Source organism: Oceanicaulis sp. UBA6590, from assembly GCF_002433705.1.
Lineage (GTDB): Bacteria > Pseudomonadota > Alphaproteobacteria > Caulobacterales > Maricaulaceae > Oceanicaulis.
Genome location: NZ_DJIQ01000052.1, coordinates 17,856 through 41,162, shown reverse-complemented (window position 1 = coordinate 41,162; position 23,307 = coordinate 17,856). Strand labels below are relative to the sequence as shown.

The window sequence follows — 23,307 nt, the reverse complement described above, 5'->3', positions numbered from 1 at the left end:
CTGACCCAGTGGTGGTACGGCCACAACGCCGTGGGCTTCTTCCTGACCGCCGGCTTCCTGGCGATCATGTACTACTTCATACCCAAACGGGCCGAGCGGCCGGTCTATTCCTACCGCCTGTCGATCATCCATTTCTGGGCGCTGATCTTCATCTACATCTGGGCCGGCCCCCACCACCTGCACTACACGGCTCTGCCGGAATGGGCGCAGACGCTGGGCATGACCTTCTCGATCATGCTGTGGATGCCGTCCTGGGGCGGGATGATCAACGGTCTGATGACCCTGTCGGGGGCCTGGGACAAGCTGCGCACCGACCCGGTGATCCGCATGCTGGTCGTCTCGGTGGCCTTCTACGGCATGTCGACCTTTGAAGGCCCGGTCATGTCGGTCCGCGCGGTGAACTCGCTGTCGCACTATACCGACTGGACCATTGGCCACGTGCATTCGGGCGCTCTGGGCTGGGTGGGCTTCATCTCCTTCGGCGCGATCTACTGCCTGGTTCCCTGGCTGTGGAAGCGCAAGGGTATGTTCTCGCGCGCCCTCATCGAATGGCACTTCTGGATCGCGACCCTGGGCATCCTCCTGTACATCACCTCCATGTGGGTGTCGGGCATCATGCAGGGTCTGATGTGGCGCTCCTACGACTCGCTGGGCTTCCTGGAATACTCCTTCGTCCAGACGGTCGAGGCCATGCATCCCTCCTACATCATCCGCGCTCTGGGCGGCCTGATGTACCTCACTGGCGCGCTTCTGATGGCCTGGAATGTCTACAAGACCATCAAGGGCGACGTCGCCGATACCGAGGACGCGGTGAACCCGCAGTCCGCCGCTATCCAACCGGCCGAATAGGGAGGCGGATATGGCGAAAAAACAAAATCCGATCTGGGGCTGGCACAAGAAGGTTCTCGAGCAGAACTCGCTGGTGCTCACCGTGGGCGTCCTGGCTGTCGTCTCCATCGGCGGCCTGGTGGAAATCGCTCCGCTCTTCTATCTCGACGAGACCATCGAGGAAGTGGAGGGCGTGCGCCCCTACTCCCCGCTCGCGCTGATGGGCCGCGACATCTACATCCGGGAAGGCTGCTACAATTGCCACTCCCAGATGGTGCGTCCGCTGCGCGACGAGGTGGAGCGCTATGGCCACTACTCGCTGGCGGCCGAGAGCATGTACGACCACCCCTTCCAGTGGGGCTCCAAGCGCACCGGGCCGGATCTGGCCCGCGTGGGCAACAAGTACTCGGACGAATGGCACCGCGACCATATGCGCGACCCGCGCTCGGTGGTGCCTGAATCCATCATGCCGCCCTATGCGTTCCTGGAAACCACGCGTCTTGAAACCGAAGTAGTGGAAGGCCGCCTGCGGGCCCTGCGCCGGCTGGGCGTGCCCTATACCGACGAGATGATCGAGAACGCGGAAGCCGATCTGGAGGCCCAGCTCGATCCGTTCTCGGCCAGCTATGACGCCTTCCTGGCCCGGTATCCGGGCGCGCCGGTCCGCGATTTCGACGGCAATCCGGAGATGATCTCCGAACTCGACGCCCTGATCGCGTATCTGCAGGTGCTCGGCACCATGGTGGACTTCTCCACCTATGAAGCCGACGCCGACGAGAATCTGAGGTAGGCCGCCATGTACGAGATGCTTTCAAGCTTCGCACAGACCTGGGGGCTGATCGGCTTCGTCGCGCTCTTCGCCGGCGTGCTGGTCTACGCCCTCTGGCCGAAAAACCAGGACAAGTTTGACGACGCCGCGCGCGTGCCGCTCGAAGACGACGCACGCCCCGCCGCCGCCTCGGCCACGGAGGACAATCATGGCTGACGAGCACAAGAAAGACGTCGACGCCTATAGCGGCGTGGACACGACGGGCCATGAATGGGATGGCATCAAGGAACTCGACAACCCGCTGCCGCGCTGGTGGGTGTGGGTGTTCTACGCCTCCATCGTTTGGTCGGTGATCTACTGGGTCTTCATGCCGGCCTGGCCCGCCCTGCCCGGCATGGACGGGCATACCCGCGGTCTGCGTGATCACTCCGAACGGGCCAATGTGGCCGCGGCGGTGGCCGAGCTCGAAGCCAGCCGCGCGCCCATGTTCACCCGCCTCACCGAGGCGGCGAACACGGGCGGCATCAGCGCCATCGAGGCGGATGCGGACCTTCTGAGCTTCGCGCTCGCGGCGGGATCCTCGGCCTTTGGCGATAACTGCGCCACCTGTCATGGCGCAGGCGGTCAGGGCGCCATCGGCTACCCGAACCTCAATGATGATGTCTGGCTGTGGGGCGGGTCGTTCGACGAGATCCGGCACACCCTGCATGTGGGCATCCGCTGGGAGAGCAATCCCGATACCCGCTTCTCGCAAATGCCGTCCTATGGCCGCGACGAGCTTCTGTCTCGTGAGGAAATCTCTGCGGTCACCGATTACGTCATGACCCTGTCTGACATGATCGAGCCCACCGAGGCCGGTCAGACCACCGGGGCCGAGATTTTCGATTTCCAGTGTTCGGCCTGTCATGGCGCGAACGGCATGGGCGACCGCACGCAGGGCGCGCCCAACCTGACCGACCAGGAATGGCTGTACGGCGGCACGCGCGACCAGATCTACAACACGATCTGGCGGGGCCCCTATGGCATGATGCCGGCCTGGGAAGGGCGTCTGGATGAGGAAGTCATCACCGCCCTAGCCGCTTACGTTTACCTGCTGGGCGGCGGTGAAAGCGAAACGATCACCGAAGCCAGTGCGGCGGACGTGATCAACGCCCGGGAGGCGGGGCGCTAGGAACGCCTCGCCCGGACGGGCCCGACGATCAAGCGCCATCTGGTTCTCTGGGGCGAGCCGGATGGCGCACTTGTCTGACTACGCGGCCGGAGGCCGGAGAAGACCATGAACCTGATCAAGAATCGTCCCCAAGCGCGGGAACAGGCGGCGGACGGCGTGGAAGCCCATGACGCCGTTGCGGTCAACGCCGCCCATTCGCGCGAACTCTACAAGAAGCGCGAACCCATCTATCCCAAGCTCGTGCACGGCAAGTTCCGTCTGGGCAAATGGGTCTTCATGGCGCTGGCCCTGGGCGTCTACTACATCCTGCCCTTCCTGCGCTGGGACCGCGGCGCGGGCGCGCCCGACCAGGCGGTGCTCGTGGATTTCGCCAATGCCCGCTTCTATTTCTTCTTCATCGAGATCTGGCCCCAGGAAGTCTATTACATCACCGGGCTTCTGATCGTCTCGGCGCTGGCGCTGTTCCTGGTGACCTCGCTCTTCGGCCGGGTCTGGTGCGGCTATGCCTGCCCCCAGACCGTCTGGACCGACCTCTTCATCGCCGTCGAGCGGATGTTCGAGGGCGACCGCAACAAGCGCATCATGCTCGATCGCGCGGAGTGGAGCTTCAACAAGGCCTGGCGCAAGATCGGCAAGCATGCGGTCTGGCTGCTGATCGCGGCGGCCACGGGCGGCGCCTGGATCCTCTATTTCCACGACGCCTTCGCGGTCGTGAACAATTTCGTCACCGGCCAGGCCGCGCTGACGAGCTATATCTTCTTCGGCGTGCTGACCTTCACCACCTATGTGCTCGCCGGCACCATGCGCGAGCAGGTCTGCACCTATATGTGCCCCTGGCCGCGCATCCAGGGCGCGCTGATCGACAAGGAAGCGCTGAGCGTGACCTATCGCGTCGATCGCGGCGAGCCGCGCGGCCGGCACAAGAAGGGCGAAAGCTGGGAAGGCCGCGGCGACTGCATCGACTGCAAGGCTTGCGTCGCCGCCTGCCCCATGGGCATCGACATTCGCGACGGCGACCAGCTCGAATGCATCAACTGCGCGCTGTGCATCGACGCCTGCGACGACATCATGGCCAAGATCGGTCGCCCCAAGGGGCTGATCGCCTATGACAGCCAGGACAATGTCGATCGTCGCGCCCAGGATCTCAAGCCGCGCTACCGGTTCCTCCGCCCGCGCACCATCCTCTATGCCGTGCTGATCGCGGCGGTCGGCGGGCTGATGATGTTCAGCCTCATGAACCGGGCGGTTCTCGATCTCAACGCCTATCGCGACCGCAGCCCGAACTATGTGCGCCTGTCTGACGGCTCGGTGCGCAACGGCTATACGCTCACCATCCTGAACAAGACCGGCGAGACGCGCACCTATGAGCTGACCATCGAGGGCGACCCCGCCATGCAGCTCCGGGTTCTGGGCGCAGATGAGACATCTCGTCAGCTTGAAGTCGGCCCCGACCAGACGCAGGATTTCCGGGTATTCGTCACCTTGCCCCGGGATGCGGTGGATGCGCCCTCCGAACCGTTGAGCTTCTTCGTCACAGACATGGAGACCGGCGAGACCGCGCAGACCCGCTCCGCCTTCCAGACTGGAGAGATCCGATGACCGACTATACCGCCCCAGAGGGCTCTTCCGGCTTCCGCATCACCGGCTGGCACGTGCTGGCGGGCATGATCCTGTTCTTCTCCACGATCATCGCGGTGAATGCGGTCTTCATCTCGCTGGCGGTGCAATCCTTCCCTGGCGAGGACCAGCGTCGCTCCTATGTGCAGGGGCTGGAATACAATGACGTCATCGCCCAGCGGCGCGCCCAGGCGGCGCTCGGCTGGACAGCCGCGGTCAATCTGGCGGACGACCGGGTGCTGATCCGCGTCACTGATGCGGACGACCAGCCCGTCATGGGCTTGTCGCTGACCGGGGCGCTGCGCCATCCGGCCAATACCGACCTTGATCACGCCCTCACCTTCAATGAGGCGCGCCCGGGCGTGTATTCCGCCCCGGTCGAGGCTGTCACCGAGGGCAACTGGACCCTGCATGCCGAAGCGGAAGACGCGGACGCGCCGTTCGTGCTGGAGCGCGAGTTGTGGCGTCAGTAGAGCCTGTTCTCGGCCCCGCGATTGCGCAGGCGGGTTCGCCCGCCCAAGCCCATGGGGACGAGATCACCGCCTTTGTGCGCGAGACCGAAGAGGGCAAGGCGATTGATCTTGCCGTCGAGGGGGCTCATTGCGCCGCCTGCATCGTCAAGATCGAGGACGGGCTGCAAAAGCTCGACGGCGTCAAGCGCGCCCGCCTGAACCTCTCAACCGGACGTCTGGCGGTGAAGTTTCATGGCGCGGACGCCAAGGCCGAAGAGATTGTGGGGCGGCTGGAGCATCTGGGCTATCGCGCCCGGCCCTATCAGCCTGAAACTGCTGACGATCCCAAATCCGATGAAGAGAAGCGCCTCTTGCGCGCCCTCGGCGTGGCGGGCTTCGCCTCCGCCAATGTGATGCTGATGTCCATCTCGGTCTGGGCGGGGGAAGGCGAGATGAGCCTTCCCACCATCACCCTGATGCACTGGATTTCCGGGCTGATCGCCCTGCCCGCCGTCGCCTATTCGGGCTGGCCCTTCTTCAAGAATGCCATTGCGGGCATCAAAAGCCGCAACGTGAACATGGCCCTGCCGATCTCGCTGGCGGTGCTGCTGGCGTGCGGCCTGTCAATCTATGAGACGGCGCTCGGTCATGGCGCGGCCTATTTCGACGCCGCGATCATGCTGTTGTTCTTCCTGCTGATCGGTCGGTTTCTGGATGTGCGACTGCGCGCCCGCGCCGGTCAGGCGGCCCGCGACCTCGCCGCGCTTCAGGCCCGCATCGCCCACCGCATCGAACCGGATGGCGCGATCAAGGCCATTCCAGCGCGTGACGTGAAACCGGGCGATCTGCTGCGCATTGCACCGGGCGACCGCCTGCCGGTCGATGGCGTCATCATCGAAGGCCGTGGCGAGATCGACGCCGCGCTTGTCACCGGCGAGACCCAGCCGCAAATGCTGGAGCCGGGGAGCACGGTCTATTCGGGCATGATCAATCTCAACGCGCCTCTGACCGTGAAGGCCACCGCCGCGCGCGATGATTCCCTGCTGGCGGAAATCGCGCGTCTTGTGGAAGCGGGCGAACAGGGCCGCTCGCGCTATGTGCGCTATGCCGACAAGGCCGCCCGCGCCTATGTGCCGGGCGTCTTCATCATGGCGCTCGTCACGCTGATCGGCTGGCTCGGCGTCACCGGAAACGTCCACGACGCGGTGATGAACGCCATCGCGGTGCTCATCATCACCTGCCCCTGCGCACTGGCGCTGGTGGTCCCCGCCGTTCAGGTGGTGGCCTCGGGCCGGCTCTATGGCGAGGGCGTGCTGGTCAAATCCGGCGACGCGCTGGAACGGCTGGCCGAAGCGAAATCGGTGGTCTTTGACAAGACCGGCACGCTGACTCTGGGCCGTCCGACCCTGGTCAATCGCGAGGATCTTTCTCCCCGCGCGCTCACTCTCGCCGCCCGGCTGGCGCGCGGCTCGCGTCACCCCATCTCTCGCGCGGTTGCGGACGCCGCAGGCCCCGGCCCGCTGGCCGATGATCTTCAGGAAATCGCAGGCGGCGGCCTGACCGGCACGGCTGAAGGCGCGGTAGTCCAGTTTGGCTCTGCAAGCTGGCTTGGCCTTGAAAAACAGGGCCAGGACCCTGACCCGTCGGTTCTGGAAGCCTGGCTTCTGGTTGAAGGCGAAACACCGGTCCGCTTTGTCTTTTCAGATGGTTTGCGGACGGACGCGCCCGAGGCCGTCACGGGCCTGAAAGCCCAGGGCCTGCCCGTCGAGCTTCTGTCGGGCGATCGCGAAGCGCCGGTCGCCGCAGCGGCCCATGCGCTCGGTCTTGATCGGTATCAGGCGGGGCTGAAACCCCAGGACAAGATCGCGCGGATCAACGCTCTGAATGAAGCGGGCGAGGCCCCGATCATGGTGGGCGACGGCATCAATGACGCCCCGGCGCTGGCGGCGGCCCATGTCTCCATCTCCATGGGTTCGGCGGCGGACATTTCACGCTCGGCGGCCGATCTCGTCATTCAGGGCGACCGGCTGGCCGCCCTGCCCCGCGCGGTTGAGATCGCCCGGGCCGCAAAGGCGCGGATGATGGAGAATTTCGCCCTCGCCAACATCTACAACGTCATCGCCGTACCGCTGGCGGTGTTTGGTCTGGTCACCCCGCTCGTGGCCGCCATCGCCATGTCCGCCAGCTCGCTCGTGGTGATGGCCAACGCATTGAGGCTCTGGCGCGCATGACCGCTCTACTCTGGCTGATCCCCGCCGCCCTCGTGCTCGGCGCGATGGGTTTGCTCGGCTTCTTCTGGGCGATGAAGTCGGGTCAGTATGACGATCTCGACGGCGCCGCCGAACGCATCCTCATCGATGATGACGGACCCATCGTGGATGACGAGGACGAGCGCTAGTTCATAAAACACTGAAACCCCGGCCATGGAGCCGGGGTCTCTGTGAGGACAAGGCGTTTTATTCTGAAGGAGGTCCCGCGTCTCGCTCTCGCTCGCCCGGGATTTCAGCCTTGGATCAGGCGTGGTTCTTCTCGGCCAGACGCGCCTCGACTTCCTTGGCGCTCGGTTTCGGGCGCGGGTTGAAGTCCTTGTAGGCGCGCCAGCTGGCATGGGCGATCAACGGGAAGGTGATCGCGATGCCGACCCCGAACAGCGCAAGACCCGCCCCGGTCGCAAAGGCGATGATCCAGGCCCAGACCAGCATCACCTCGGGCTGCTCCTTGACCGCCTTGATCGAGGCGACCACCGCGGTCACCGCATCCACATCCTGATCCACCATCATGGGGAAGGAGAGCGCGGACACCATGAACGCCACGAGCGCCAGAGCCGCGCCGACCAGCGTGCCGATCACCATCAGCATGACGCCCTGCACATCGGTGAACAGGAAGGGCAGGAAGCTGTCGAGGCGGAAATCGGCTTCATGGGTGAACAGCGCGAACATCATCTGCGCCAGTCGCGCCCAAGTCAGGAAGAAGACGAGCATCAGCACGCTCAGCAGCGCCAGCTGGGTGAACCGGCCCGCCGGTATCGACCAGAAATCCCACAGACCCGGCGTCTGGCCCTGATCGCGCATCTGGCTGATGCGGTAGATCCCGATGGCCGAGGCCGGCGCCACCAGCGCAAAACCGCCCATCATCACCGGCACCACCGCGCCCTGACCGAGTGACCAGAGGCCGACCGTGATCAGAAGGCCGATGACGGTGAAGACAACGCCATAACCGATGGACAGGAAGGGTGCGGCCCGCATGTCGTCAATGGCGCCCTTGATCCAGGCCCAGGGGGCATCGCGGCGGACTTTCTCCAGCGTAACCATGCAAACTCCTCCCTAGAATTTTTGTGTGTATTCCCGAGTGTGTTCCCATTTCCATGAACTGACAAGATCGTCTCCGGCCCAAGCGCCGATGGACAGGGGCTGAAAACTCTGAAACTCTGCGCAAAACTCCGGAGTGAACAGCGTTCACGTCAAAACCGGCAATAATCTCAGGGGGAGAGCATGACCCGTCATCTCGATTTCAAGGGCCGCACCGCTGTCATCACCGGCGCCGGCAGCGGCATTGGCGCAGCGCTCGCTGCGGCGCTCGCCGCGCGCGGCGCGAACCTTGCGCTCGCCGACATCAATGAAGCGCGCCTGCAAGAGGTCGCCGACGCCCTCAAGAGCAATGAGATCAAGGTGACGACCCAGAAGGTCGATGTCGCCGACAAGGACCAGATCGCAGCCTTTGCGGAGGCCGTCCAGCGCGAGCATGGCGCAGTCCATGGCCTTTTCAACAATGCCGGCGTGGCGCTCGGCGGCACGTTCGACCGGGTGAAGGATGATGATTTCGAGTGGTTGATGAACATCAACTTCTATGGCGTGGTGCGCATGACCCGCGCCTTCATGCCGCTCCTGAAGCAGGCGGATATGGCGCAGCTGGTGAACGTGTCCTCGATCTTCGGGATCGTCGCGCCCTCGGGCCAGACCGCCTATTCCTCGGCCAAGTTCGCCGTGCGCGGCTTCTCGAATGCGCTGATGCACGAGCTGGAAGGTACGTCCATCGGGGTGACGACCGTGCATCCGGGCGGGGTCAACACCCGTATCGCCGAGGACGCCAAGAAACCTGAAGACATGACCGAGGCGGAACTGGCGGCTGTGAAGAAAATGGCCAAGGAAGGCCTCGTCATGCCGCCGCCCGAAGCGGCCGAGATCATCCTGCGCGGCGTCGAGCGCCGCCTGCCGCGCGTGCTCGTGGGCAAGGACGCCCATACGCTCGCCATTCTCGAGCGGATTTTCCCGATCAAGTACTGGAACTTCATCAAGAAGCGGGCCAGCCGACCCCAAGCCGACTGACCCTGTCGTCTATTCGGCGGCGGCGGAGGCCGCCGTCTTCTCGATCTGCCGCAGCACGGCCTCGGCAAATTCAGAGCCGCTGGCCGCACCGCCCAGATCCGCCGTCCGCTCTTCGTGCAGCAAGGCTGCTTCCAGCGCCGCCTCCAGACGATCGGCGGCTCTGGGCTGGTTCAGGCCATAGCGCAGCAGCATGGCCGCACTGGCGATGGCGCCCGACGGGTTCGCCTTGTCCTGACCGGCAATGTCCGGCGCGCTGCCATGGATGGGTTCAAAGAGACCCGGTCCCGACGCGCCGAGGCTCGCCGAGCCCAGAAGCCCGATAGAGCCCGCCACCACGGCGGCTTCATCAGACAGGATATCGCCAAACAGGTTCTCGGTGACGATGACGTCGAACCGGGTCGGCCCGGTCACAAGCGCCATGGCCGCCGCGTCCACATAAAGATGATCCACCGACACATCGGGATAATCCGACGCCAGATCGTTGACCGTCTTGCGCCAGAGCCGGGAGGTGGCGAGCACATTGGCCTTGTCCACGCTGGTGAGCTTGCCCTTGCGGCCCTGCGCGGCCTTGAACGCTATCTCGGCGATGCGGCTGACCTCCACGCGGGAATACGCGCAACCGTCAAAGGCCTCCTCATCGCCTTCGCGCTTCTCGCCGAAATACATCCCGCCCGTCAGCTCGCGCACGATCAGCAGATCCGCGCCCGCCACCCGGTCCTCTTTCAGGGGGGAGAGATGCTCCAGCCCCTTGAAGACCTTGACCGGGCGCAGATTGGCGAACAGGCCCAGCGCCTTTCGCAAGCCCAGAAGCCCTTGCTCGGGCCGCTTCGCGCCGCCATCCCATTGCGGCCCGCCCACGGCGCCGAGAAAGATCGCATCAGCCGCTTGCGCCGCTTTCAGGGTCTCCTCAGGCAAGGGCTCGCCGCAGGCCTCGATCCCCGCCCCGCCGAACGCGGATTCGGAGAAGGTGAAGTCCAGATCCTCAAGTCGCGCCACTGCCTCGAGACAGGCCTGCGCCGCCCTGGCGACTTCCGGGCCGATGCCGTCGCCGGGCAGGATCAGGATGGACTGGCTCATGCCGCCTGCCCCTGCTCGAAGCGGGCAATGGCGTCAGTCTGGTTGAGGATGTAGCCCAGCGGGTCCACACCCTCGATCAGGCAGGTGCGGGCGAACGGGTCGAGCTTGAAGCTCGCGGTGATATTGCCCGCCGTCACGGTCTGATTGACCACGTCCACAGTGATTTCAAGGTCTTCCCGGTCGAGAAGCGCGGCATGGGCGGCCTCGTCGATTTCGCACACCACAAGACCGTTCTTGAGCGCATTGGACTTGAAGATGTCCGCCGCGCGCGAGGTGATGACGGCCTCGACGCCGAAATCGCGCAGCGCCCAGGGGGCGTGCTCGCGCGAGGAGCCGCAGCCGAAATTGTCGCCCGCAATCAAAATGCGTTGCTCCTCCCGGTTCACGCCAGTGAGCGGATGATCGGTCGGCGCGCCTTCTGGCGTGAAGCGCCAGTCATGAAAGCACGCCTCGGCCAGCGCGCCGCGCTCGGTCGTGGTCAGAAAGCGCGCGGGGATGATCTGGTCGGTGTCCACATTGGCGTCGCGGATCACGAAACTGCGCGCCGTGACGGTCTTGATCGGCTCATTGAGCATGGGACGCCTCCAGAATGCGGCGTGGATCTGCGATGGCGCCCGCAATCGCAGAGGCCGCGGCGGTCGCCGGGCTCGCCAGGATGGTGCGCACCCCCCGGCCCTGACGACCGGCGAAATTGCGATTGGACGTCGAGACGATACGCTCGCCTGAACGTCCGCTATCGCCATTCATGGCGATGCACATGGAGCAACCCGGCTCGCGCCATTCCGCCCCGGCTGTGCGGAAGATGGCGTCCAGCCCTTCGGCTTCCGCCTGACGTTTCACCTCTTCAGATCCGGGCACGACCAGCATGCGCACGCCCGGCTTCACATGACGCCCGGCGATGACAGCCGCCGCCTCACGCAGGTCTGACAGGCGCGCATTGGTGCACGAGCCGACGAATACCGCATCGATGGTTTCGCCCATCAGGGCCTCGCCCGCCTTGAAGCCCATATATTTGAGCGCCTCGGCGGCGGGGCCTTCCGGCGCGCGGGGCACAGAGGCGTCGATCGGCGCAGCCATGTCCGGGCTGTCGCCCCAGGTGACCATGGGGGCGAGTTTCGACCCATCCAGCCGCACTTCGGCGTCGAACCTGGCGTCCGGGTCGGATCTGAGGCTGGCCCAGCGCGCTTTCGCCGCTTCCCAGGCCGCGCCCTTGGGCGCGTGCTTGCGACCATCCAGCCAGGCGAAGGTGGTGGCGTCGGGCGCGATCATGCCCGCGCGGGCGCCCGCCTCGATGGACATGTTGCAGACAGTCATCCGCTCTTCCATGGACAGCGCCTCTATGGCCTCGCCGGCATATTCGATCACATGGCCGGACGCCCCGCCCGCGCCCAGCTCGGCGATGATGGCGAGGATCAGATCCTTGCCGCCAACACCATGGGGCAGGCGACCATCCACGGTGACGCGCATGGTCTTGGGTTTCGATTGCAAGAGCGATTGCGTCGCCAGCACATGGCCGACTTCCGTCGTGCCGATGCCGAAGGCCAGCGCGCCGAACGCGCCATGGGTAGAGGTGTGACTGTCGCCGCAGACAATGGTCATGCCCGGCTGGGTCAGGCCCAGCTCCGGCCCGATGACATGCACGATCCCGCGGTCCGGGCTGTCCCAGCCCGCCAGACGGATGCCATGCCGGCGGCAATTGTCTTCCAGCGTCTCGACCTGCTTTTTCGCCGCCGCGTTGATGTAGATCGGCTTGGACCCCGGCGCACGCGGCGTTGTTGGGGTGGAATGATCCAGCGTGCCATAAACGCGATCGGGCCGCCGCACCTTCAGGCCACGCTGTTCGAGCGCGGTGAAGGCCTGCGGGCTGGTCACCTCATGGATGAGATGCAGGTCGATATAGACCAGCGCCGGGGCGGCATCGGTCTCGGGCTGGATGAGATGGGCGTCCCAGACCTTTTCAAACAGGGTTTTCGGGGACGTCTCAGACGGCGACGGCGTTGTCATGTCCTGTCTCCTGGGCTTGGGCGTTGACGGGCTCCAGCCAGCCCCAGTCGTCCTGGGTGCGGCCTTCGAACAGACCGAAAAAACGGTCCATGATCAGCTTGGTGACCGGCCCGGCGCCCGCGGCGCGGGTGGTCTTGTCATCGATGGAGCGGATCGGGGTGACCTCGGCGGCGGTGCCGGTGAAGAAGGCCTCGTCGCACAGATACAGCATCTCGCGCGGCAGGGTCTGCTCGACCACGTCCAAGCCTTCGCGCTTGGCGAGACGGATCACGCTGTCGCGGGTAATGCCCTGCAGGATCGACGAGCTGGCGGGCGGGGTCATCAGCTTGCCGTCCTTGACCAGAAACAGGTTCTCACCCGCGCCTTCGGACAGGCGCCCGTCCACATCGAGACCAATGCCCTCCGCATAGCCGCGGGATTTCGCTTCCCGGCTGATCAGATAGCTCGAGAGATAGTTGCCGCCGGCCTTGGCCGCGGTCGGGGCCGTGTTGGGCGCCAAGCGGTTCCAGCTCGACACGCACACATCCACGCCCTTCGTCCGGGCGTCCTCGCCCAGATACGCGCCCCAGGGGAAGGCCGCGATATAGGTGTCGATCGGAGCATCCTGGGCGGGCACGACGCCGATGGAGCCATAGCCGATGAAGCTGATCGGCCGCAGATAGGCCGAACCCAGCTTGTTCTCGCGCAGCACCTGCTTGCAGGCTTCGGCCAGCTCCTGCGCGGTGTAGGGCAGATCGATGGAATAGATCCGCGCGGAATCGATCAGCCGCTTGACGTGATCGGTCAGGCGGAACACCGCCGGCCCGGCCGGCGTGTCATAGCTGCGGATGCCTTCAAAGAAGGACGTGCCGTAATGCAGGGCGTGCGACAGCACGTGAACCTGCGCATCCGCCCAGGGAATAAGCGCGCCATTGCGCCAGATATAGTCGACTTGATTGATGGCCATGGTGTTCGTCCTCTAGGCGGCGTGGGCGTTGGTGTTGCGGCGTCGACGGACGGCGCAGGCATTGTTGAGCGCGTCGATATAGGCGGAGACGCAGGCGGGAATGATGTCGCGGGCGCGGGCGCGGCCGGAGAAGACCTCCCCGTCCACGCTGGCTTTCAGATCGACCAGCACGTCTGCGCCCTGACCGTCCTCTCCGGTCTCATTGGGGTCCGCGGCGACATACTGCATCTCGATGTCCTCGACCCGGGCCGGGATCTCCATGATCTGGCTGACGGCGCGATAGGCCGCATCCAGCGCGCCCGGCGCGGACGCAATGTCGGTCACCTGGCCGCGGCGGCCATGATCCATCTCGATCCGGGCGACCGGATGATCCTTGGGTGAGAGCGGGGCGCGAATATCAATGCGCTTGAGGGTCCACAATTCAGCCTCTCCTTGTGCGCCGCTTTCAAGGCGCTCCAGCAGGGCTGACAATTGCCCTGAATCCACCAGTCCGATGTCGTCGGCCAGCGCCTTGAACGCCTCAAAGGCGGTCTGCAGGCGCTCGCCATCCAGCGTCCAGCCCAAAGCCTTGGCGCGCGCCGCCAGGGCATGTTTTCCCGAGTGCTTGCCCAGAACGATCTGGTTGGAGCTCAGCCCCACATCCTCGGGCTTCATGATCTCGTAGGTCTCCCGGTTCGCCAGCACGCCATGCTGATGAATGCCGGATTCATGAGCGAAGGCGTTCGCCCCCACGATCGCCTTGTTGCGCGGCGGATGGGTGTTGGTCGCCTTGCTCAGGGCCCGGCTCGCCGCCATGATCTGACGGGTGTCGATGCCGGTCGTCAGGTTGAACACGTCCCGGCGGGTGCGGATCGCCATGACGGCGTCCTCCAGCGCGCAATTGCCCGCCCGTTCGCCTATGCCATTGACCGTGCACTCGATCTGACGGGCGCCGCCGCGCACGGCGGCCAGCGAGTTGGCGACCGCCATGCCCAGATCATCATGACAATGAGCGGAGAAGATCACGTCCGACCCTCTGGTGACCTTGTCACTGAGGTGCTTGAACAACTGGTAGATCTCATCCGGCGTCGAATAGCCCACCGTGTCGGGCACGTTGAGTGTGGTCGCCCCCGCTTCGGCGGCGATGGAGAGCGCTTCGACCAGGAAGCCCCGCTCGGTGCGGATGGCGTCCTCGGCGGAGAATTCCACATCGTCGCTATGTTCACGCGCAAGCTCGGTCATCTCCTTGATGCGCGTCAGCACGTCTTCGGGGGTCATGTTCAGCTTGAACTCGCGATGCAGCGGGCTCGTCCCCAGAAAGATGTGGATGCGCTTTTTGGTTGCGGATTTCAGCGCCCGCGCCGCCGCATCGATATCGCCTGGCGTCGTGCGCGCCAGCGAGCAGATGGCGGGCCCCTCGATCTCATTGGCGATCCGCTCAACGGCGCGGAAATCACCCGGGCTGGCGGCGGCGAAGCCGGCCTCGATCACATCCACTTTCAACGCCTGCAGGGCGCGCGCGACGCTGAGCTTGCCGGTCTCTGACATGGAGAAACCGGGAGCCTGCTCGCCATCGCGCAAGGTGGTGTCGAAGATTCTGACAGGGTTTGCAGGTCGGGTCATGACGCCGCCTCCAGCGCCGGAGTCCGGCTGGCCGCACGCACCGCGCTGACGCCATAGATCTTTGCGATCTGGGCGCACAGCGTGCTCATCTTGCGGCCGGCATCCCGCGGCTGGACCATCAGATCCATGCGCGCATCTGACTGGGTGTTCATCTGCGGCAGGTCGACGCCGCGCACCTCGAAGCCGCGACGCTCTACGAGCCCGATCAGACGCAGGATCGCGCCTTCACTGGGGCGAAATTCGATCTCGATCCGGTCTGTCATGGATCAGGCCTCCATCATGTCAGCATTGGATTTGCCCGGCGGCACCAGCGGCCAGACATTCTCACGCGGGTCGATGCGCACATGGCACAGGATCGGCCCGTTCGTGTTCAGGAGCCGCTCGATCGCGGCGGGCGCGTGTTCGCGCTGGTCCAGGGTGAAGGCCTCGATCCCGAAGGCGCGCGCCACGGCGGCGAAATCGGGATTGTCAAAGAGGTCCACCTCCGAGAAGTTCTCGTCGTAGAACAGCTGCTGCCATTGGCGGACCATGCCCAGCTGGGAATTGTCCAGCAGCACGATCTTCAGCGGCAGGCGATAGCGGCGCAGGGTCGCCAGCTCGTGAATGTTCATCATGATCGAGCCATCGCCCGACACGGTGATCACGGTCGCATCGGGCTCGGCCATGAGCGCGCCAATGCCGGCCGGCAGGCCATAGCCCATCGTGCCCAGACCGGCGCTCGTCAGATGCGCCTGCGGCCGGGAAAAGCGGCAATGCTGGGCCACCCACATCTGGTGCTGGCCCACATCGCACGTGATGATGGCGTCATCGCCCGCCTGTTCGGACAGGTCTTTCAACAGCTTGGGCGCGTAGATTCCCGAACCGGGCGCATCATAGCGCATGGCCCAGCGCTCGGCGGCCGCCGCGCAGCGTTGACGCCAGGGCTCGATGCTCAGAACGCCCGGCTCCAGCCGATCCAGCGTTTCCGCCAGATCACCGGTCAACCCCACATCCGCATCGCGCAGCTTGGAGATCTCGGACGGATCGACGTCAAAATGGATGATGCGGGCCGAGGGGGCAAAGGTGTCGAGCTTGCCCGTCGCGCGGTCGTCAAACCGGGCGCCGATGCAGATCAGCAGATCGCTTTCATCCACTGCCAGATTGGCGGCCTTCGTGCCGTGCATGCCCAGCATGCCCAGAAAGCCCGGCGTATCGGTGGGCAAGGCGCCCAGACCTTTCAGGGTCGCCACCGCCGGGATGCGGGTGCGGCTGAAGAACCGGCGCAGGGCCGGCTCGGCTTTCGCCAGCGACACTCCGCCGCCGATATACAGCACCGGACGTTCGGCCTGCGCCATCAGGGCTTCGGCCTGGGCGATCAGGGCCGGGTCGGCGGGGGCCTGACTGACGGGCGCCCGGACCGTCTGATCGACTGAGGGGAACGCCGCTGACGTCTGGGTAACGTCCTTGGGCAAGTCGATCAGAACGGGTCCGGGCCGCCCGCGCTTCGCCAGCTCGAAAGCCTCGGCGAAGATCTGGGGGATGTCCCTGGCGTCCCTGACCAGGAAGGAGTGTTTGACGATGGGCAGGGTGATGCCGAAGACATCGATTTCCTGAAAGGCGTCCGTCCCCATCAGAGGCGTCGCCACCTGGCCGGTGATCGCCACCATCGGCACGGAATCCAGAAACGCGTTGGCGATGCCGGTGACCAGATTGGTCGCGCCCGGGCCGGAGGTCGCCAGGCACACGCCCACCTCGCCCGACACCCGCGCATAGGCGTCCGCCGCCAGCGCCGCCGCCTGCTCATGACGCACCAGAATGTGTTCGAGACCCGAGCCCAGCAGCGCGTCATACACGGGCATGATCGCCCCGCCGGGATAGCCGAACACCTTCGATACGCCCTCCGCCCGCAGCGCTTCGACGACCAGATGGGCGCCGGTGCGGTGACGGGTGGCGGCGGGTGCGGCTTTGGGCTGGGCGGTCATGGTCGGTTTCCTTTGCGTGCGCTAGGCCTGGCCGGCATTGGCGCCGGGTTGCAGCCAGGCCATGCGGGCCCGCAGACGGGCGCCGGTCTTCTCGATGTCCTGGTTCAGATCCGCGCGCAGCAGGGCGTCGTATTGCGGCTTGCCGGCCTGGTTCTCCACGATCCAGTCACGCGCGAACTTGCCCGACTGGATGTCGGTCAGAACCTCGCGCATCCGGGCCCGGGTCTCGTCATTGATGACGCGAGGACCGGAGACCAGATCGCCGTACTTGGCGGTCTCGGAGATGAAGTCGTGCATGCGGGCAATGCCGCCTTCATACAGGAGATCGACAATCAGCTTGAGCTCGTGCAAGCACTCAAAGTAAGCGATTTCAGGCTGGTAGCCGGCATCGACCAGGGTCTGATAGCCTGCCGCGACCAGCTCGGACGCGCCGCCGCACAGCACGGCCTGCTCGCCGAACAGATCGGTTTCGGTCTCTTCGGCGAAGCTCGTCTCGATGGCGCCGCCGGCGGTGCCGCCATTGCCCTTGCAATAGGCCAGCGCCTTCTCGCGCGCCTTGCCCGAAGCGTCCTGATGGATCGCAAACAGCGAAGGCACGCCGCGGCCGATCTCGTACTCGCGACGGACGAGGTCACCCGGTCCCTTGGGGGCGACCAGGATCACATCGATATCGGTGCGCGGACGGATCTGGCCGTAATGGATGGAGAAGCCATGGGCCACCATCAGCGTATCGCCCGGCGAGAGTTGCGGAGCGATGTCGCACTCATACACGTCCTTGTGGCTCATATCCGGGGTCAGCAGCGCCACGAAGCTGGCCTTTTTGGCGGCTTCGGCCGGAGTGAAAGTTTCAAATCCGTCGGCCCTGGCCTTGGCTTCCGCCCCGCCGCCGGGTCGGGCGCCCACAATCACCTCATGGCCGGAATCACGCAGATTGCGGGCATGGGCGCGGCCCTGGCTGCCATAGCCGATGATGGCGATGGGGCCGGGCTTGATGGCGTCTGCGCTGGCGTCGTCGTCGGTGTAAATCCGGGTCATGATCCTGGTCTTTCGTGGCGTTCGAGCTGGCTCGGGGTTCAGGTCTGGGGTTGAGGCAAAGAAAAACCCCCGCTCCGGTGTGGAGCGGGGGTTTGCTTGGGTCTGAGGTGTGTTTGCTACCGTCAGACAGGCGCCGCCGCTCCACCGGAGGTGGTAATAAGGAGTACGACGACAAGAAGTACGACCGAGCCGGCCACCGCAGCGATACGCTGGGCGTCCTGGGGCAGGGTCTGGGTCTTTGCGTCGCGCATGGCGCTGTCTCCCGGTTTCGACACTGCGTCGTGTGGCCCTGTTCATAAGGTCCGGAACGACGCGCGAAAAATGACCGGCGATGCGACTGCTTTCGTCTCGCCGGGCTGTGCAAAAACCGTAAGGCCGAAATGCTGCAATGCGCAACACCTAAATGTCCGAACAACTAAGAAAAAAATTTCCACTAATCTAATCAGTAATTTAAGGGATGTTTTTTCGAGGTCGGCGTGACGATTGTGCTTTTCCTGTCACAGGGGGATGGTTGACGGGGTGTGGAAAAGCCGGTCACGGTGCGCTCGACGCTGCGCAATTGCAGCACGTCCAGGAGATGATCATGACCCGCTTCCCGCAGGTCCAGCACGACGCCCTGACGACCACGGTCTCCACCGTGACCGCAGGCGTGTGCGCCGTCTCCGGAACCGCGCTCACCACCACCATTACCACCATTACCACCACCCTTACTCGAGGGCGGGGCGGTACGGGCTGAGCGCAAAACAGGCGCAAACATTCAACCCAACACCAACCCGCTCCCCGAAACCGGCGAGCGGGTTTTTTCATGCTTCATACCCACCCGGCTCGCACCCAACCGAACCAAAAAGGACTGATCCGATGGATCCCCAGCTTAACGTCTCCTCCGCCCCGAAAGGCCTGTGCGTCCTCAAGTTCGGCGGCTCGGTGCTGACTTCGGAAGCCGACTACGCCGCCGCTGGCGCCGAAATCTACCGCCATGTCAGGGCGGGGGAGAAAACCATCGTGATCGTCTCGGCGCTGAAAGGCGAAACCGATCAGCTCCTGGCCCAGGCCGACGCCAATGGCGGCGCGCCCTTCCCCGACATCACCGCCCGCCTCGCCCGGCTCGGGGAGTTCCGCTCCGCCGCCCTAATGGGGCTCGCCCTGTCTCGGCTCGGGCTCAAGGCCAAGGTTCTCGACCCCCATGAAATCGGCCTCATGGCCGAGGGCGACCCCATGGACGCCAATCTCAGCGAGCTGGACGCCGAAGCCCTGACGGGCGCGCTCGACGAGGCCGACGCTGTCGTGCTGCCGGGCTTCACCGCCTGTCATGCCGAGCATGGCGCAGCGACGCTGGGCCGGGGCGGCACCGATCTGACAGCGGTGTTCTTCGCGGTGAAGGCGAGCGCGAACCGGGTGCGCCTGATCAAGGATGTGGACGGGGTCTACACCGATGATCCGGCCAAGGATCCGCACGCCCAGCGCTATGATGCGCTTGATTATGACCAGGCGATGGACGCCAGCCGCGGCCTGATCCAGCCCAAGGCGATCGAAGCCGCCAAGGCCGCCGATCTGGTGGTGGAAGTGGCCGCCATGGGCGCCCGCGAAGCCACCCGCATCGCGTCGGGACCCGCTGTCATCGGGCGCCCGCGCCATCGCGGCCCGATGAAGGTCGCGCTTCTGGGCTGCGGCGCCGTGGGATCCGGCGTGCTCGACCATGTGCTGAGCCATCCTGAACTGTTCGAACTCAATCCGGTGCTGGTGCGCAATGTGGGCGCCCGGGCGGACGACCGCCGGGCGGTCTTCACCTCCGACCCCCATGCCGCCCTCGCAGGCGAACCCGATCTCGTTGTCGAGATGATGGGCGGCGCGGATGGGCCGGCCTCCGTGATGATGCCGGTGCTGCGCAATGGCCAGCACGTGGTCACCGCGAACAAGGCCGCCGTGGCCAAGCATTACGAAGCCCTGCATGAGGCCGCGAAGAAGGGCGGCGCGCATCTGATGTATTCCGCTTCGGTCGGTGGGGGCGTCGTCGTCCTTGAGCGATTGTCGGAGCTGAAGGATCAGGGCGTTGTCGCGGTCGAAGGCGTCATGAACGGCACCGGCAATTTCATCCTTGATCAGCTGGGCAAGGGGCGGCCGTTCGAGGAGGCTGTGTCCGAAGCCCAGCGCATGGGCTTTGCGGAAGCCGATCCCAGCGCCGATGTGGACGGCCATGACGCCGCCGACAAGCTCTCCATCCTGATCCGCGAGGCCTTTGGCGTGGAGCTTCCGCCGGAGAAGATCGCCAAGCAGTCCCTCAGCGAGGTCTCCGCCAAACAGGCCCAGGACGCCCTGATGAGCGGCAAGGTGTTCAAGCAGATCGGGCGCTGCAAGCTGGGCGCTGGCGGGGTCGTGGATGCAGAAGTCCAGGTGCGCGCCGTCCCGAAGGAGCACGCGCTCGCCGGGGCCCGCAATGAGGAGAACCGCTTCCTTCTGACCCTCTCCAACGGCGAAGTGCACGCCCTGCAGGGCAAGGGCGCGGGCCGCTGGCCCACGGCGGCCGCTGTTTTCGGCGACATGATGGACATCCGACGGGCATGGGCGTGTGATGGCGCCGCGCCCGCGCACGCACCGTCCGTTCGATCCCCCTTGCGGGCGGACGGTGCGTTGCGCAGCGCCTGACGGAAAGAGGACGAGTAGTCTCATGAGTGTGCAAGCGCGCGCCAGCGCCCCGGCCAGCATTGGCAATGTCGGGGTTGGATTTGATGTTCTGGGACAAGCGTTTGACGCGTGCCGGGATGAAGTGACCGCCCATCGTGAAAGCCAGCCCGGCGTCAGGCTGGGCGAAGTGTCCGGCCTGATGACGACATTGCCGGACGATCCCATGCGCAATACGGCGTTGCGGGCCGCCCAGGCCGTGCTTCAGGCTGTGAAAGCGCCGTTCGGAGTTCGGCTGGATGTGAAGAAAGGCGTGCCGATCAGCGCCGGCATGGGCGGGTCCGCCGCGAGCGCCGTAGCGGCTGCGGCTGCGGTCAATGCCTTGCTGGACAAGCCCTTCGCGACTGCCGAGCTGCTGCCCTTCGCCCTTGAAGGAGAACGGGCGAGCGCCGATCCGCCGCCCTGGGACAATGTCATGGCCTCGCTTCTGGGCGGGCTTGTGATTGCGGCCCAGCTCGATCCGGCGATCGTCAAGCCGATGCCGGTTCCCCAAGGGATCAGCGCCGTTCTATTTCATCCCGACGCGAAAACCGAAACCCAGGCCGCACGCGATGTGCTCCAGCCCGAGGTTCCGCTCAACACCGCCGTTGAGCATGCCCGTCGCCTGGGCGCCTTCACCCTGGGCTGCGCCACCTCGGACCTTGAGCTGATCCGCGCCGGGCTCGATGACGTGCTGATCGAACCCCAGCGCGCCTTCCTCTTGCCCGAAATGCGCGCTGTGAAAGCCGCCGCGTTGAATGCGGGCGCTCTGGGATGCTCCTTCTCGGGCTCCGGACCGTCCATCTTCGCCTGGGCGGCGGATCTTGATCTTGACGCCGTGGAAGCCGCCATGGCTGACGCCTTTGAGCAAGCCGGTCGCAAGGCCCGTTGCTATCGGGCGCCGCTCGACAGCTTCGGAGTGCGCCTGGAGCCGGCCGAGGAGCAAGAAGCATGCGCCTGATCTCGACCCGTCACGGCGCCAGCGCCAGCTCCATCTCCGAAGCCATCCGCGTGGGTCTGGCCGGCGATGGCGGCCTGTTCATTCCCGATGAGTTTCCCGAAGGTCAACTCAGCGGCCTGACCGCGCAAACCAGTCTTACGGAGACCGCGCTCGCCCTGTTCGAACCCTTCTTCAAGGGCGACGCACTGGAAGGCGTTCTGCCGGAGCTCGTTGAAGAAACCTACGATTTCGACGTTCCGCTGGTGAACCCCTTCCCGGGACGCCCCGGCGTGTTCGCGCTGGAGCTGTTCCATGGGCCGACCGGCGCATTCAAGGATGTGGGCGCCCGGTTCCTTCTGCGCTGCCTTGACCGTATGGGCGACCCCGACAATCCCTTCACCGTGCTGGCCGCCACATCCGGAGACACCGGAGGCGCGGTGGGATGCGCCGCTGAAGGCCGTACAGGCGTGCGGGCGGTGATCCTGTACGCCAAGGGACGGATTTCCGGGTTCCAGAAACGACAGCTGACCTGCTGGAACGCCCCGGTCACCGCGCTGGAGGTGGAAGGCGATTTCGACGCCTGCCAGCGCATGGTCAAGGCCGCCTTCGCCGACCGAGCGTTAAGCGAAAAGCACAATCTGACCAGCGCCAATTCCATCAATATCGCCCGGCTCCTGCCACAAGCGGCCTATATGGCCTGGGCGGCGCGGCAAGCGTATGAGAAGAACGGCGTCAAACCGGGGCTGATCATCCCCACCGGCAATCTCGGCCATGGCGTCGCGGCCATCTGGGCCCGCCATATGGGCGCGCCCTGGGGGCCGATCGTGCTCGCCACCAACGCCAACCGCACGCTGGCGGACTGGTCGATCTCTGGCCGGTACGAGCCCCGCGCTTCCATCGCCACCCTCGCCAACGCCATGGATGTGGGCGCGCCGAGCAATTTCGAGCGCCTCGACGCCCTGCCTGATGACGCGGCGCGCCTGTCTGTGGAGCTCGTCGAGGACCGCGCCATACGCGCCCGTATCAAGGCTGACTATGCCCGCTCGGGCTATGTCTGGTGCCCGCACTCGGCCGTCGGCGCCGAAGCGCTGGCGCGCATGCGCGAGTTTGATCTGCACGCGCGGCCCTGGGTGATCGCGGCAACCGCTCATCCCTACAAATTCGCCGACATTGTCGAACCCCTGATCGGCCGGACCATCGATCCCTCTCCCGCGCTGGCCGGGGTTCTGGACCGCTCGACCCGGTTTGAACCCTGCGCCGCGGATCTCGACGCCCTCAAAACGCAATTGAACGCCCTGAACGAAACGGCCTGATTTCAAATGACCGATAACAAACGCCCCTCGCACACACTGATCCAGGGGCCGGCCCGCGCCCCGGCTCGCGCCATGCTGCGCGCGGCCGGCTATGACGATGACCGGATGGCGAAACCCATGATCGCCATCGTCAATACCTGGACCAGCGTCACCCCGTGCAACATGCACCTTCAGGGTCTCGCCGATCATGCCCGCGCCGGGATCGAGGCGGCCGGCGGCACGGCGGTGGATTTCAACACCATCGTCGTCACCGACGGCATCTCCATGGGCACCGAAGGCATGCGCGCCAGCCTGATGAGCCGCGATTGCGTGGCGGACTCCGCCGAACTCGCCGTGCGCGGCCATTGCCTGGACGCCGTGCTGTTCCTGGTGGGCTGCGATAAAACCCTGCCTGGCGCCGCCATGGCGGCGGCGCGGCTGAACCTGCCCAGCGTCGTGCTCTATGGCGGCTCGATCATGCCGGGCAAGCTGGGCGACAAGGCGGTGACGATTCAGGACGTGTTCGAGGCCGTCGGGGCCTGCGCGGCGGGCAAGATCAGCGAAGACGAACTCGTCGAAGTCGAAAAAGCCGCCTGCCCCGGCGCGGGCGCCTGCGGCGGCCAGTTCACC

Annotated in this window: 23 protein-coding genes; 14 read left to right on the top strand and 9 right to left on the bottom strand. The window is 65.3% G+C overall.

From position 1 onward, the window contains the following. The 8 genes from B2Z70_RS11195 to ccoS form a co-directional block, all read left to right on the top strand. Positions 1-849, top strand: an 849-nt coding sequence (locus B2Z70_RS11195) for a cbb3-type cytochrome c oxidase subunit I (protein WP_292983326.1), incomplete at its 5' end; no start/stop codon positions are given. A gap of 10 nt (positions 850-859) precedes the next feature. Next, entirely contained in the window at positions 860-1,618 is a 759-nt protein-coding gene (ccoO, locus tag B2Z70_RS11190) for a cytochrome-c oxidase, cbb3-type subunit II (protein ID WP_009802054.1), read from the top strand. 6 nt (positions 1,619-1,624) lie between these two features. Continuing rightward, entirely contained in the window at positions 1,625-1,813 is a 189-nt protein-coding gene (locus B2Z70_RS11185) for a cbb3-type cytochrome c oxidase subunit 3 (RefSeq protein WP_009802055.1), read from the top strand. Then, the gene (ccoP, locus tag B2Z70_RS11180) at positions 1,806-2,768 is read left to right on the top strand and encodes a cytochrome-c oxidase, cbb3-type subunit III (RefSeq protein WP_009802056.1); all 963 of its coding nucleotides are present in this window, start codon (positions 1,806-1,808) and stop codon (positions 2,766-2,768) included. Before B2Z70_RS11185 ends, ccoP begins: the two co-directional genes overlap by 8 nt. Before the next feature lie 105 nt (positions 2,769-2,873). Continuing rightward, positions 2,874-4,367 carry a cytochrome c oxidase accessory protein CcoG gene (ccoG, locus tag B2Z70_RS11175; RefSeq protein WP_292983325.1) on the top strand — a complete coding sequence of 498 codons (1,494 nt, stop codon included), beginning with the start codon at positions 2,874-2,876 and terminating at the stop codon, positions 4,365-4,367. After that, complete coding sequence (locus B2Z70_RS11170; RefSeq protein WP_009802058.1) at positions 4,364-4,858, top strand: FixH family protein; 495 nt, start codon at positions 4,364-4,366, stop codon at positions 4,856-4,858. Before ccoG ends, B2Z70_RS11170 begins: the two co-directional genes overlap by 4 nt. Continuing rightward, a complete protein-coding gene (locus tag B2Z70_RS11165) occupies positions 4,846-7,068 on the top strand; it encodes a heavy metal translocating P-type ATPase (RefSeq protein ID WP_292983323.1) in 2,223 nt (740 codons plus the stop codon). The genes B2Z70_RS11170 and B2Z70_RS11165 overlap by 13 nt, the downstream gene beginning before the upstream one ends. Continuing rightward, positions 7,065-7,235, top strand: coding sequence for a cbb3-type cytochrome oxidase assembly protein CcoS (gene ccoS / locus B2Z70_RS11160; protein ID WP_273020226.1), 171 nt, complete (start codon positions 7,065-7,067; stop codon positions 7,233-7,235). The genes B2Z70_RS11165 and ccoS overlap by 4 nt, the downstream gene beginning before the upstream one ends. Before the next feature lie 115 nt (positions 7,236-7,350). Here ccoS and B2Z70_RS11155 read toward each other — a convergent pair whose 3' ends face one another. Continuing rightward, the gene (locus B2Z70_RS11155; protein ID WP_009802061.1) at positions 7,351-8,148 is read right to left on the bottom strand and encodes a DUF2189 domain-containing protein; all 798 of its coding nucleotides are present in this window, start codon (positions 8,146-8,148) and stop codon (positions 7,351-7,353) included. 180 nt (positions 8,149-8,328) lie between these two features. Here B2Z70_RS11155 and B2Z70_RS11150 point away from each other — a divergent pair, with 180 nt between their 5' ends. Beyond that, positions 8,329-9,162 carry an SDR family NAD(P)-dependent oxidoreductase gene (locus B2Z70_RS11150; protein WP_292983317.1) on the top strand — a complete coding sequence of 278 codons (834 nt, stop codon included), beginning with the start codon at positions 8,329-8,331 and terminating at the stop codon, positions 9,160-9,162. 9 nt (positions 9,163-9,171) lie between these two features. Here B2Z70_RS11150 and leuB read toward each other — a convergent pair whose 3' ends face one another. Genes leuB through ilvC form a run of 8 tightly spaced genes read right to left on the bottom strand, consistent with a single transcriptional unit; the run spans position 9,172 to position 17,787 of the window. Further along, positions 9,172-10,239 carry a 3-isopropylmalate dehydrogenase gene (leuB, locus tag B2Z70_RS11145; protein WP_292983315.1) on the bottom strand — a complete coding sequence of 356 codons (1,068 nt, stop codon included), beginning with the start codon at positions 10,237-10,239 and terminating at the stop codon, positions 9,172-9,174. Further along, the gene (gene leuD / locus B2Z70_RS11140; RefSeq protein ID WP_292983313.1) at positions 10,236-10,814 is read right to left on the bottom strand and encodes a 3-isopropylmalate dehydratase small subunit; all 579 of its coding nucleotides are present in this window, start codon (positions 10,812-10,814) and stop codon (positions 10,236-10,238) included. Before leuD ends, leuB begins: the two co-directional genes overlap by 4 nt. Then, a complete protein-coding gene (gene leuC / locus B2Z70_RS11135) occupies positions 10,804-12,243 on the bottom strand; it encodes a 3-isopropylmalate dehydratase large subunit (RefSeq protein WP_292983311.1) in 1,440 nt (479 codons plus the stop codon). Before leuC ends, leuD begins: the two co-directional genes overlap by 11 nt. Then, positions 12,221-13,189, bottom strand: coding sequence for a branched-chain amino acid transaminase (locus B2Z70_RS11130; RefSeq protein ID WP_009802066.1), 969 nt, complete (start codon positions 13,187-13,189; stop codon positions 12,221-12,223). Before B2Z70_RS11130 ends, leuC begins: the two co-directional genes overlap by 23 nt. A 12-nt stretch (positions 13,190-13,201) precedes the next feature. Next, positions 13,202-14,791, bottom strand: coding sequence for a 2-isopropylmalate synthase (locus tag B2Z70_RS11125; RefSeq protein ID WP_292983308.1), 1,590 nt, complete (start codon positions 14,789-14,791; stop codon positions 13,202-13,204). Beyond that, positions 14,788-15,054: an ACT domain-containing protein gene (locus B2Z70_RS11120; RefSeq protein ID WP_292983306.1), complete on the bottom strand. Its 267-nt coding sequence runs from the start codon at positions 15,052-15,054 to the stop codon at positions 14,788-14,790. Before B2Z70_RS11120 ends, B2Z70_RS11125 begins: the two co-directional genes overlap by 4 nt. Positions 15,055-15,057: 3 nt before the next feature. After that, positions 15,058-16,752 carry an acetolactate synthase 2 catalytic subunit gene (gene ilvG, locus B2Z70_RS11115; protein WP_292983304.1) on the bottom strand — a complete coding sequence of 565 codons (1,695 nt, stop codon included), beginning with the start codon at positions 16,750-16,752 and terminating at the stop codon, positions 15,058-15,060. Positions 16,753-16,773: 21 nt separating this feature from the next. Next, entirely contained in the window at positions 16,774-17,787 is a 1,014-nt protein-coding gene (gene ilvC / locus B2Z70_RS11110; protein ID WP_009802070.1) for a ketol-acid reductoisomerase, read from the bottom strand. Positions 17,788-18,370: 583 nt separating this feature from the next. Between ilvC and B2Z70_RS11105 the strand changes: the two genes are divergently transcribed. From B2Z70_RS11105 to B2Z70_RS11085, 5 genes are all read left to right on the top strand, one after another. Then, positions 18,371-18,523: a hypothetical protein gene (locus B2Z70_RS11105; protein WP_162010988.1), complete on the top strand. Its 153-nt coding sequence runs from the start codon at positions 18,371-18,373 to the stop codon at positions 18,521-18,523. A gap of 122 nt (positions 18,524-18,645) precedes the next feature. Then, positions 18,646-20,430 carry a homoserine dehydrogenase gene (locus B2Z70_RS11100; protein WP_292983301.1) on the top strand — a complete coding sequence of 595 codons (1,785 nt, stop codon included), beginning with the start codon at positions 18,646-18,648 and terminating at the stop codon, positions 20,428-20,430. Between the two features lie 22 nt (positions 20,431-20,452). Continuing rightward, complete coding sequence (locus tag B2Z70_RS11095) at positions 20,453-21,406, top strand: homoserine kinase (protein ID WP_292983299.1); 954 nt, start codon at positions 20,453-20,455, stop codon at positions 21,404-21,406. Beyond that, positions 21,397-22,698 (top strand): threonine synthase, encoded by a 1,302-nt coding sequence (gene thrC / locus B2Z70_RS11090; protein WP_292983297.1) that lies wholly within the window; start codon positions 21,397-21,399, stop codon positions 22,696-22,698. Before B2Z70_RS11095 ends, thrC begins: the two co-directional genes overlap by 10 nt. Before the next feature lie 6 nt (positions 22,699-22,704). Beyond that, positions 22,705-23,307: dihydroxy-acid dehydratase domain-containing protein (locus B2Z70_RS11085; RefSeq protein ID WP_292983296.1), on the top strand; the 603-nt coding region annotated here is incomplete at its 3' end.

Bases quoted from the DNA above. Each gene is read 5' to 3' on its own strand.
- ccoS (WP_273020226.1), top strand. From the start codon at position 7,065: ATGACCGCTCTACTCTGGCTGATCCCCGCCGCCCTCGTGCTCGGCGCG.
- ilvC (WP_009802070.1), bottom strand. From the start codon at position 17,787: ATGACCCGGATTTACACCGACGACGACGCCAGCGCAGACGCCATCAAG.
- B2Z70_RS11185 (WP_009802055.1), top strand. From the start codon at position 1,625: ATGTACGAGATGCTTTCAAGCTTCGCACAGACCTGGGGGCTGATCGGC.
- thrC (WP_292983297.1), top strand. From the start codon at position 21,397: ATGCGCCTGATCTCGACCCGTCACGGCGCCAGCGCCAGCTCCATCTCC.
- B2Z70_RS11105 (WP_162010988.1), top strand. From the start codon at position 18,371: ATGACCCGCTTCCCGCAGGTCCAGCACGACGCCCTGACGACCACGGTC.
- B2Z70_RS11130 (WP_009802066.1), bottom strand. From the start codon at position 13,189: ATGGCCATCAATCAAGTCGACTATATCTGGCGCAATGGCGCGCTTATT.
- ilvG (WP_292983304.1), bottom strand. From the start codon at position 16,752: ATGACCGCCCAGCCCAAAGCCGCACCCGCCGCCACCCGTCACCGCACC.
- B2Z70_RS11100 (WP_292983301.1), top strand. From the start codon at position 18,646: ATGGATCCCCAGCTTAACGTCTCCTCCGCCCCGAAAGGCCTGTGCGTC.
- B2Z70_RS11150 (WP_292983317.1), top strand. From the start codon at position 8,329: ATGACCCGTCATCTCGATTTCAAGGGCCGCACCGCTGTCATCACCGGC.
- leuB (WP_292983315.1), bottom strand. From the start codon at position 10,239: ATGAGCCAGTCCATCCTGATCCTGCCCGGCGACGGCATCGGCCCGGAA.
- B2Z70_RS11155 (WP_009802061.1), bottom strand. From the start codon at position 8,148: ATGGTTACGCTGGAGAAAGTCCGCCGCGATGCCCCCTGGGCCTGGATC.
- B2Z70_RS11125 (WP_292983308.1), bottom strand. From the start codon at position 14,791: ATGACCCGACCTGCAAACCCTGTCAGAATCTTCGACACCACCTTGCGC.
- ccoP (WP_009802056.1), top strand. From the start codon at position 1,806: ATGGCTGACGAGCACAAGAAAGACGTCGACGCCTATAGCGGCGTGGAC.
- leuC (WP_292983311.1), bottom strand. From the start codon at position 12,243: ATGACAACGCCGTCGCCGTCTGAGACGTCCCCGAAAACCCTGTTTGAA.
- B2Z70_RS11170 (WP_009802058.1), top strand. From the start codon at position 4,364: ATGACCGACTATACCGCCCCAGAGGGCTCTTCCGGCTTCCGCATCACC.
- leuD (WP_292983313.1), bottom strand. From the start codon at position 10,814: ATGCTCAATGAGCCGATCAAGACCGTCACGGCGCGCAGTTTCGTGATC.
- ccoG (WP_292983325.1), top strand. From the start codon at position 2,874: ATGAACCTGATCAAGAATCGTCCCCAAGCGCGGGAACAGGCGGCGGAC.
- B2Z70_RS11095 (WP_292983299.1), top strand. From the start codon at position 20,453: ATGAGTGTGCAAGCGCGCGCCAGCGCCCCGGCCAGCATTGGCAATGTC.
- B2Z70_RS11120 (WP_292983306.1), bottom strand. From the start codon at position 15,054: ATGACAGACCGGATCGAGATCGAATTTCGCCCCAGTGAAGGCGCGATC.
- ccoO (WP_009802054.1), top strand. From the start codon at position 860: ATGGCGAAAAAACAAAATCCGATCTGGGGCTGGCACAAGAAGGTTCTC.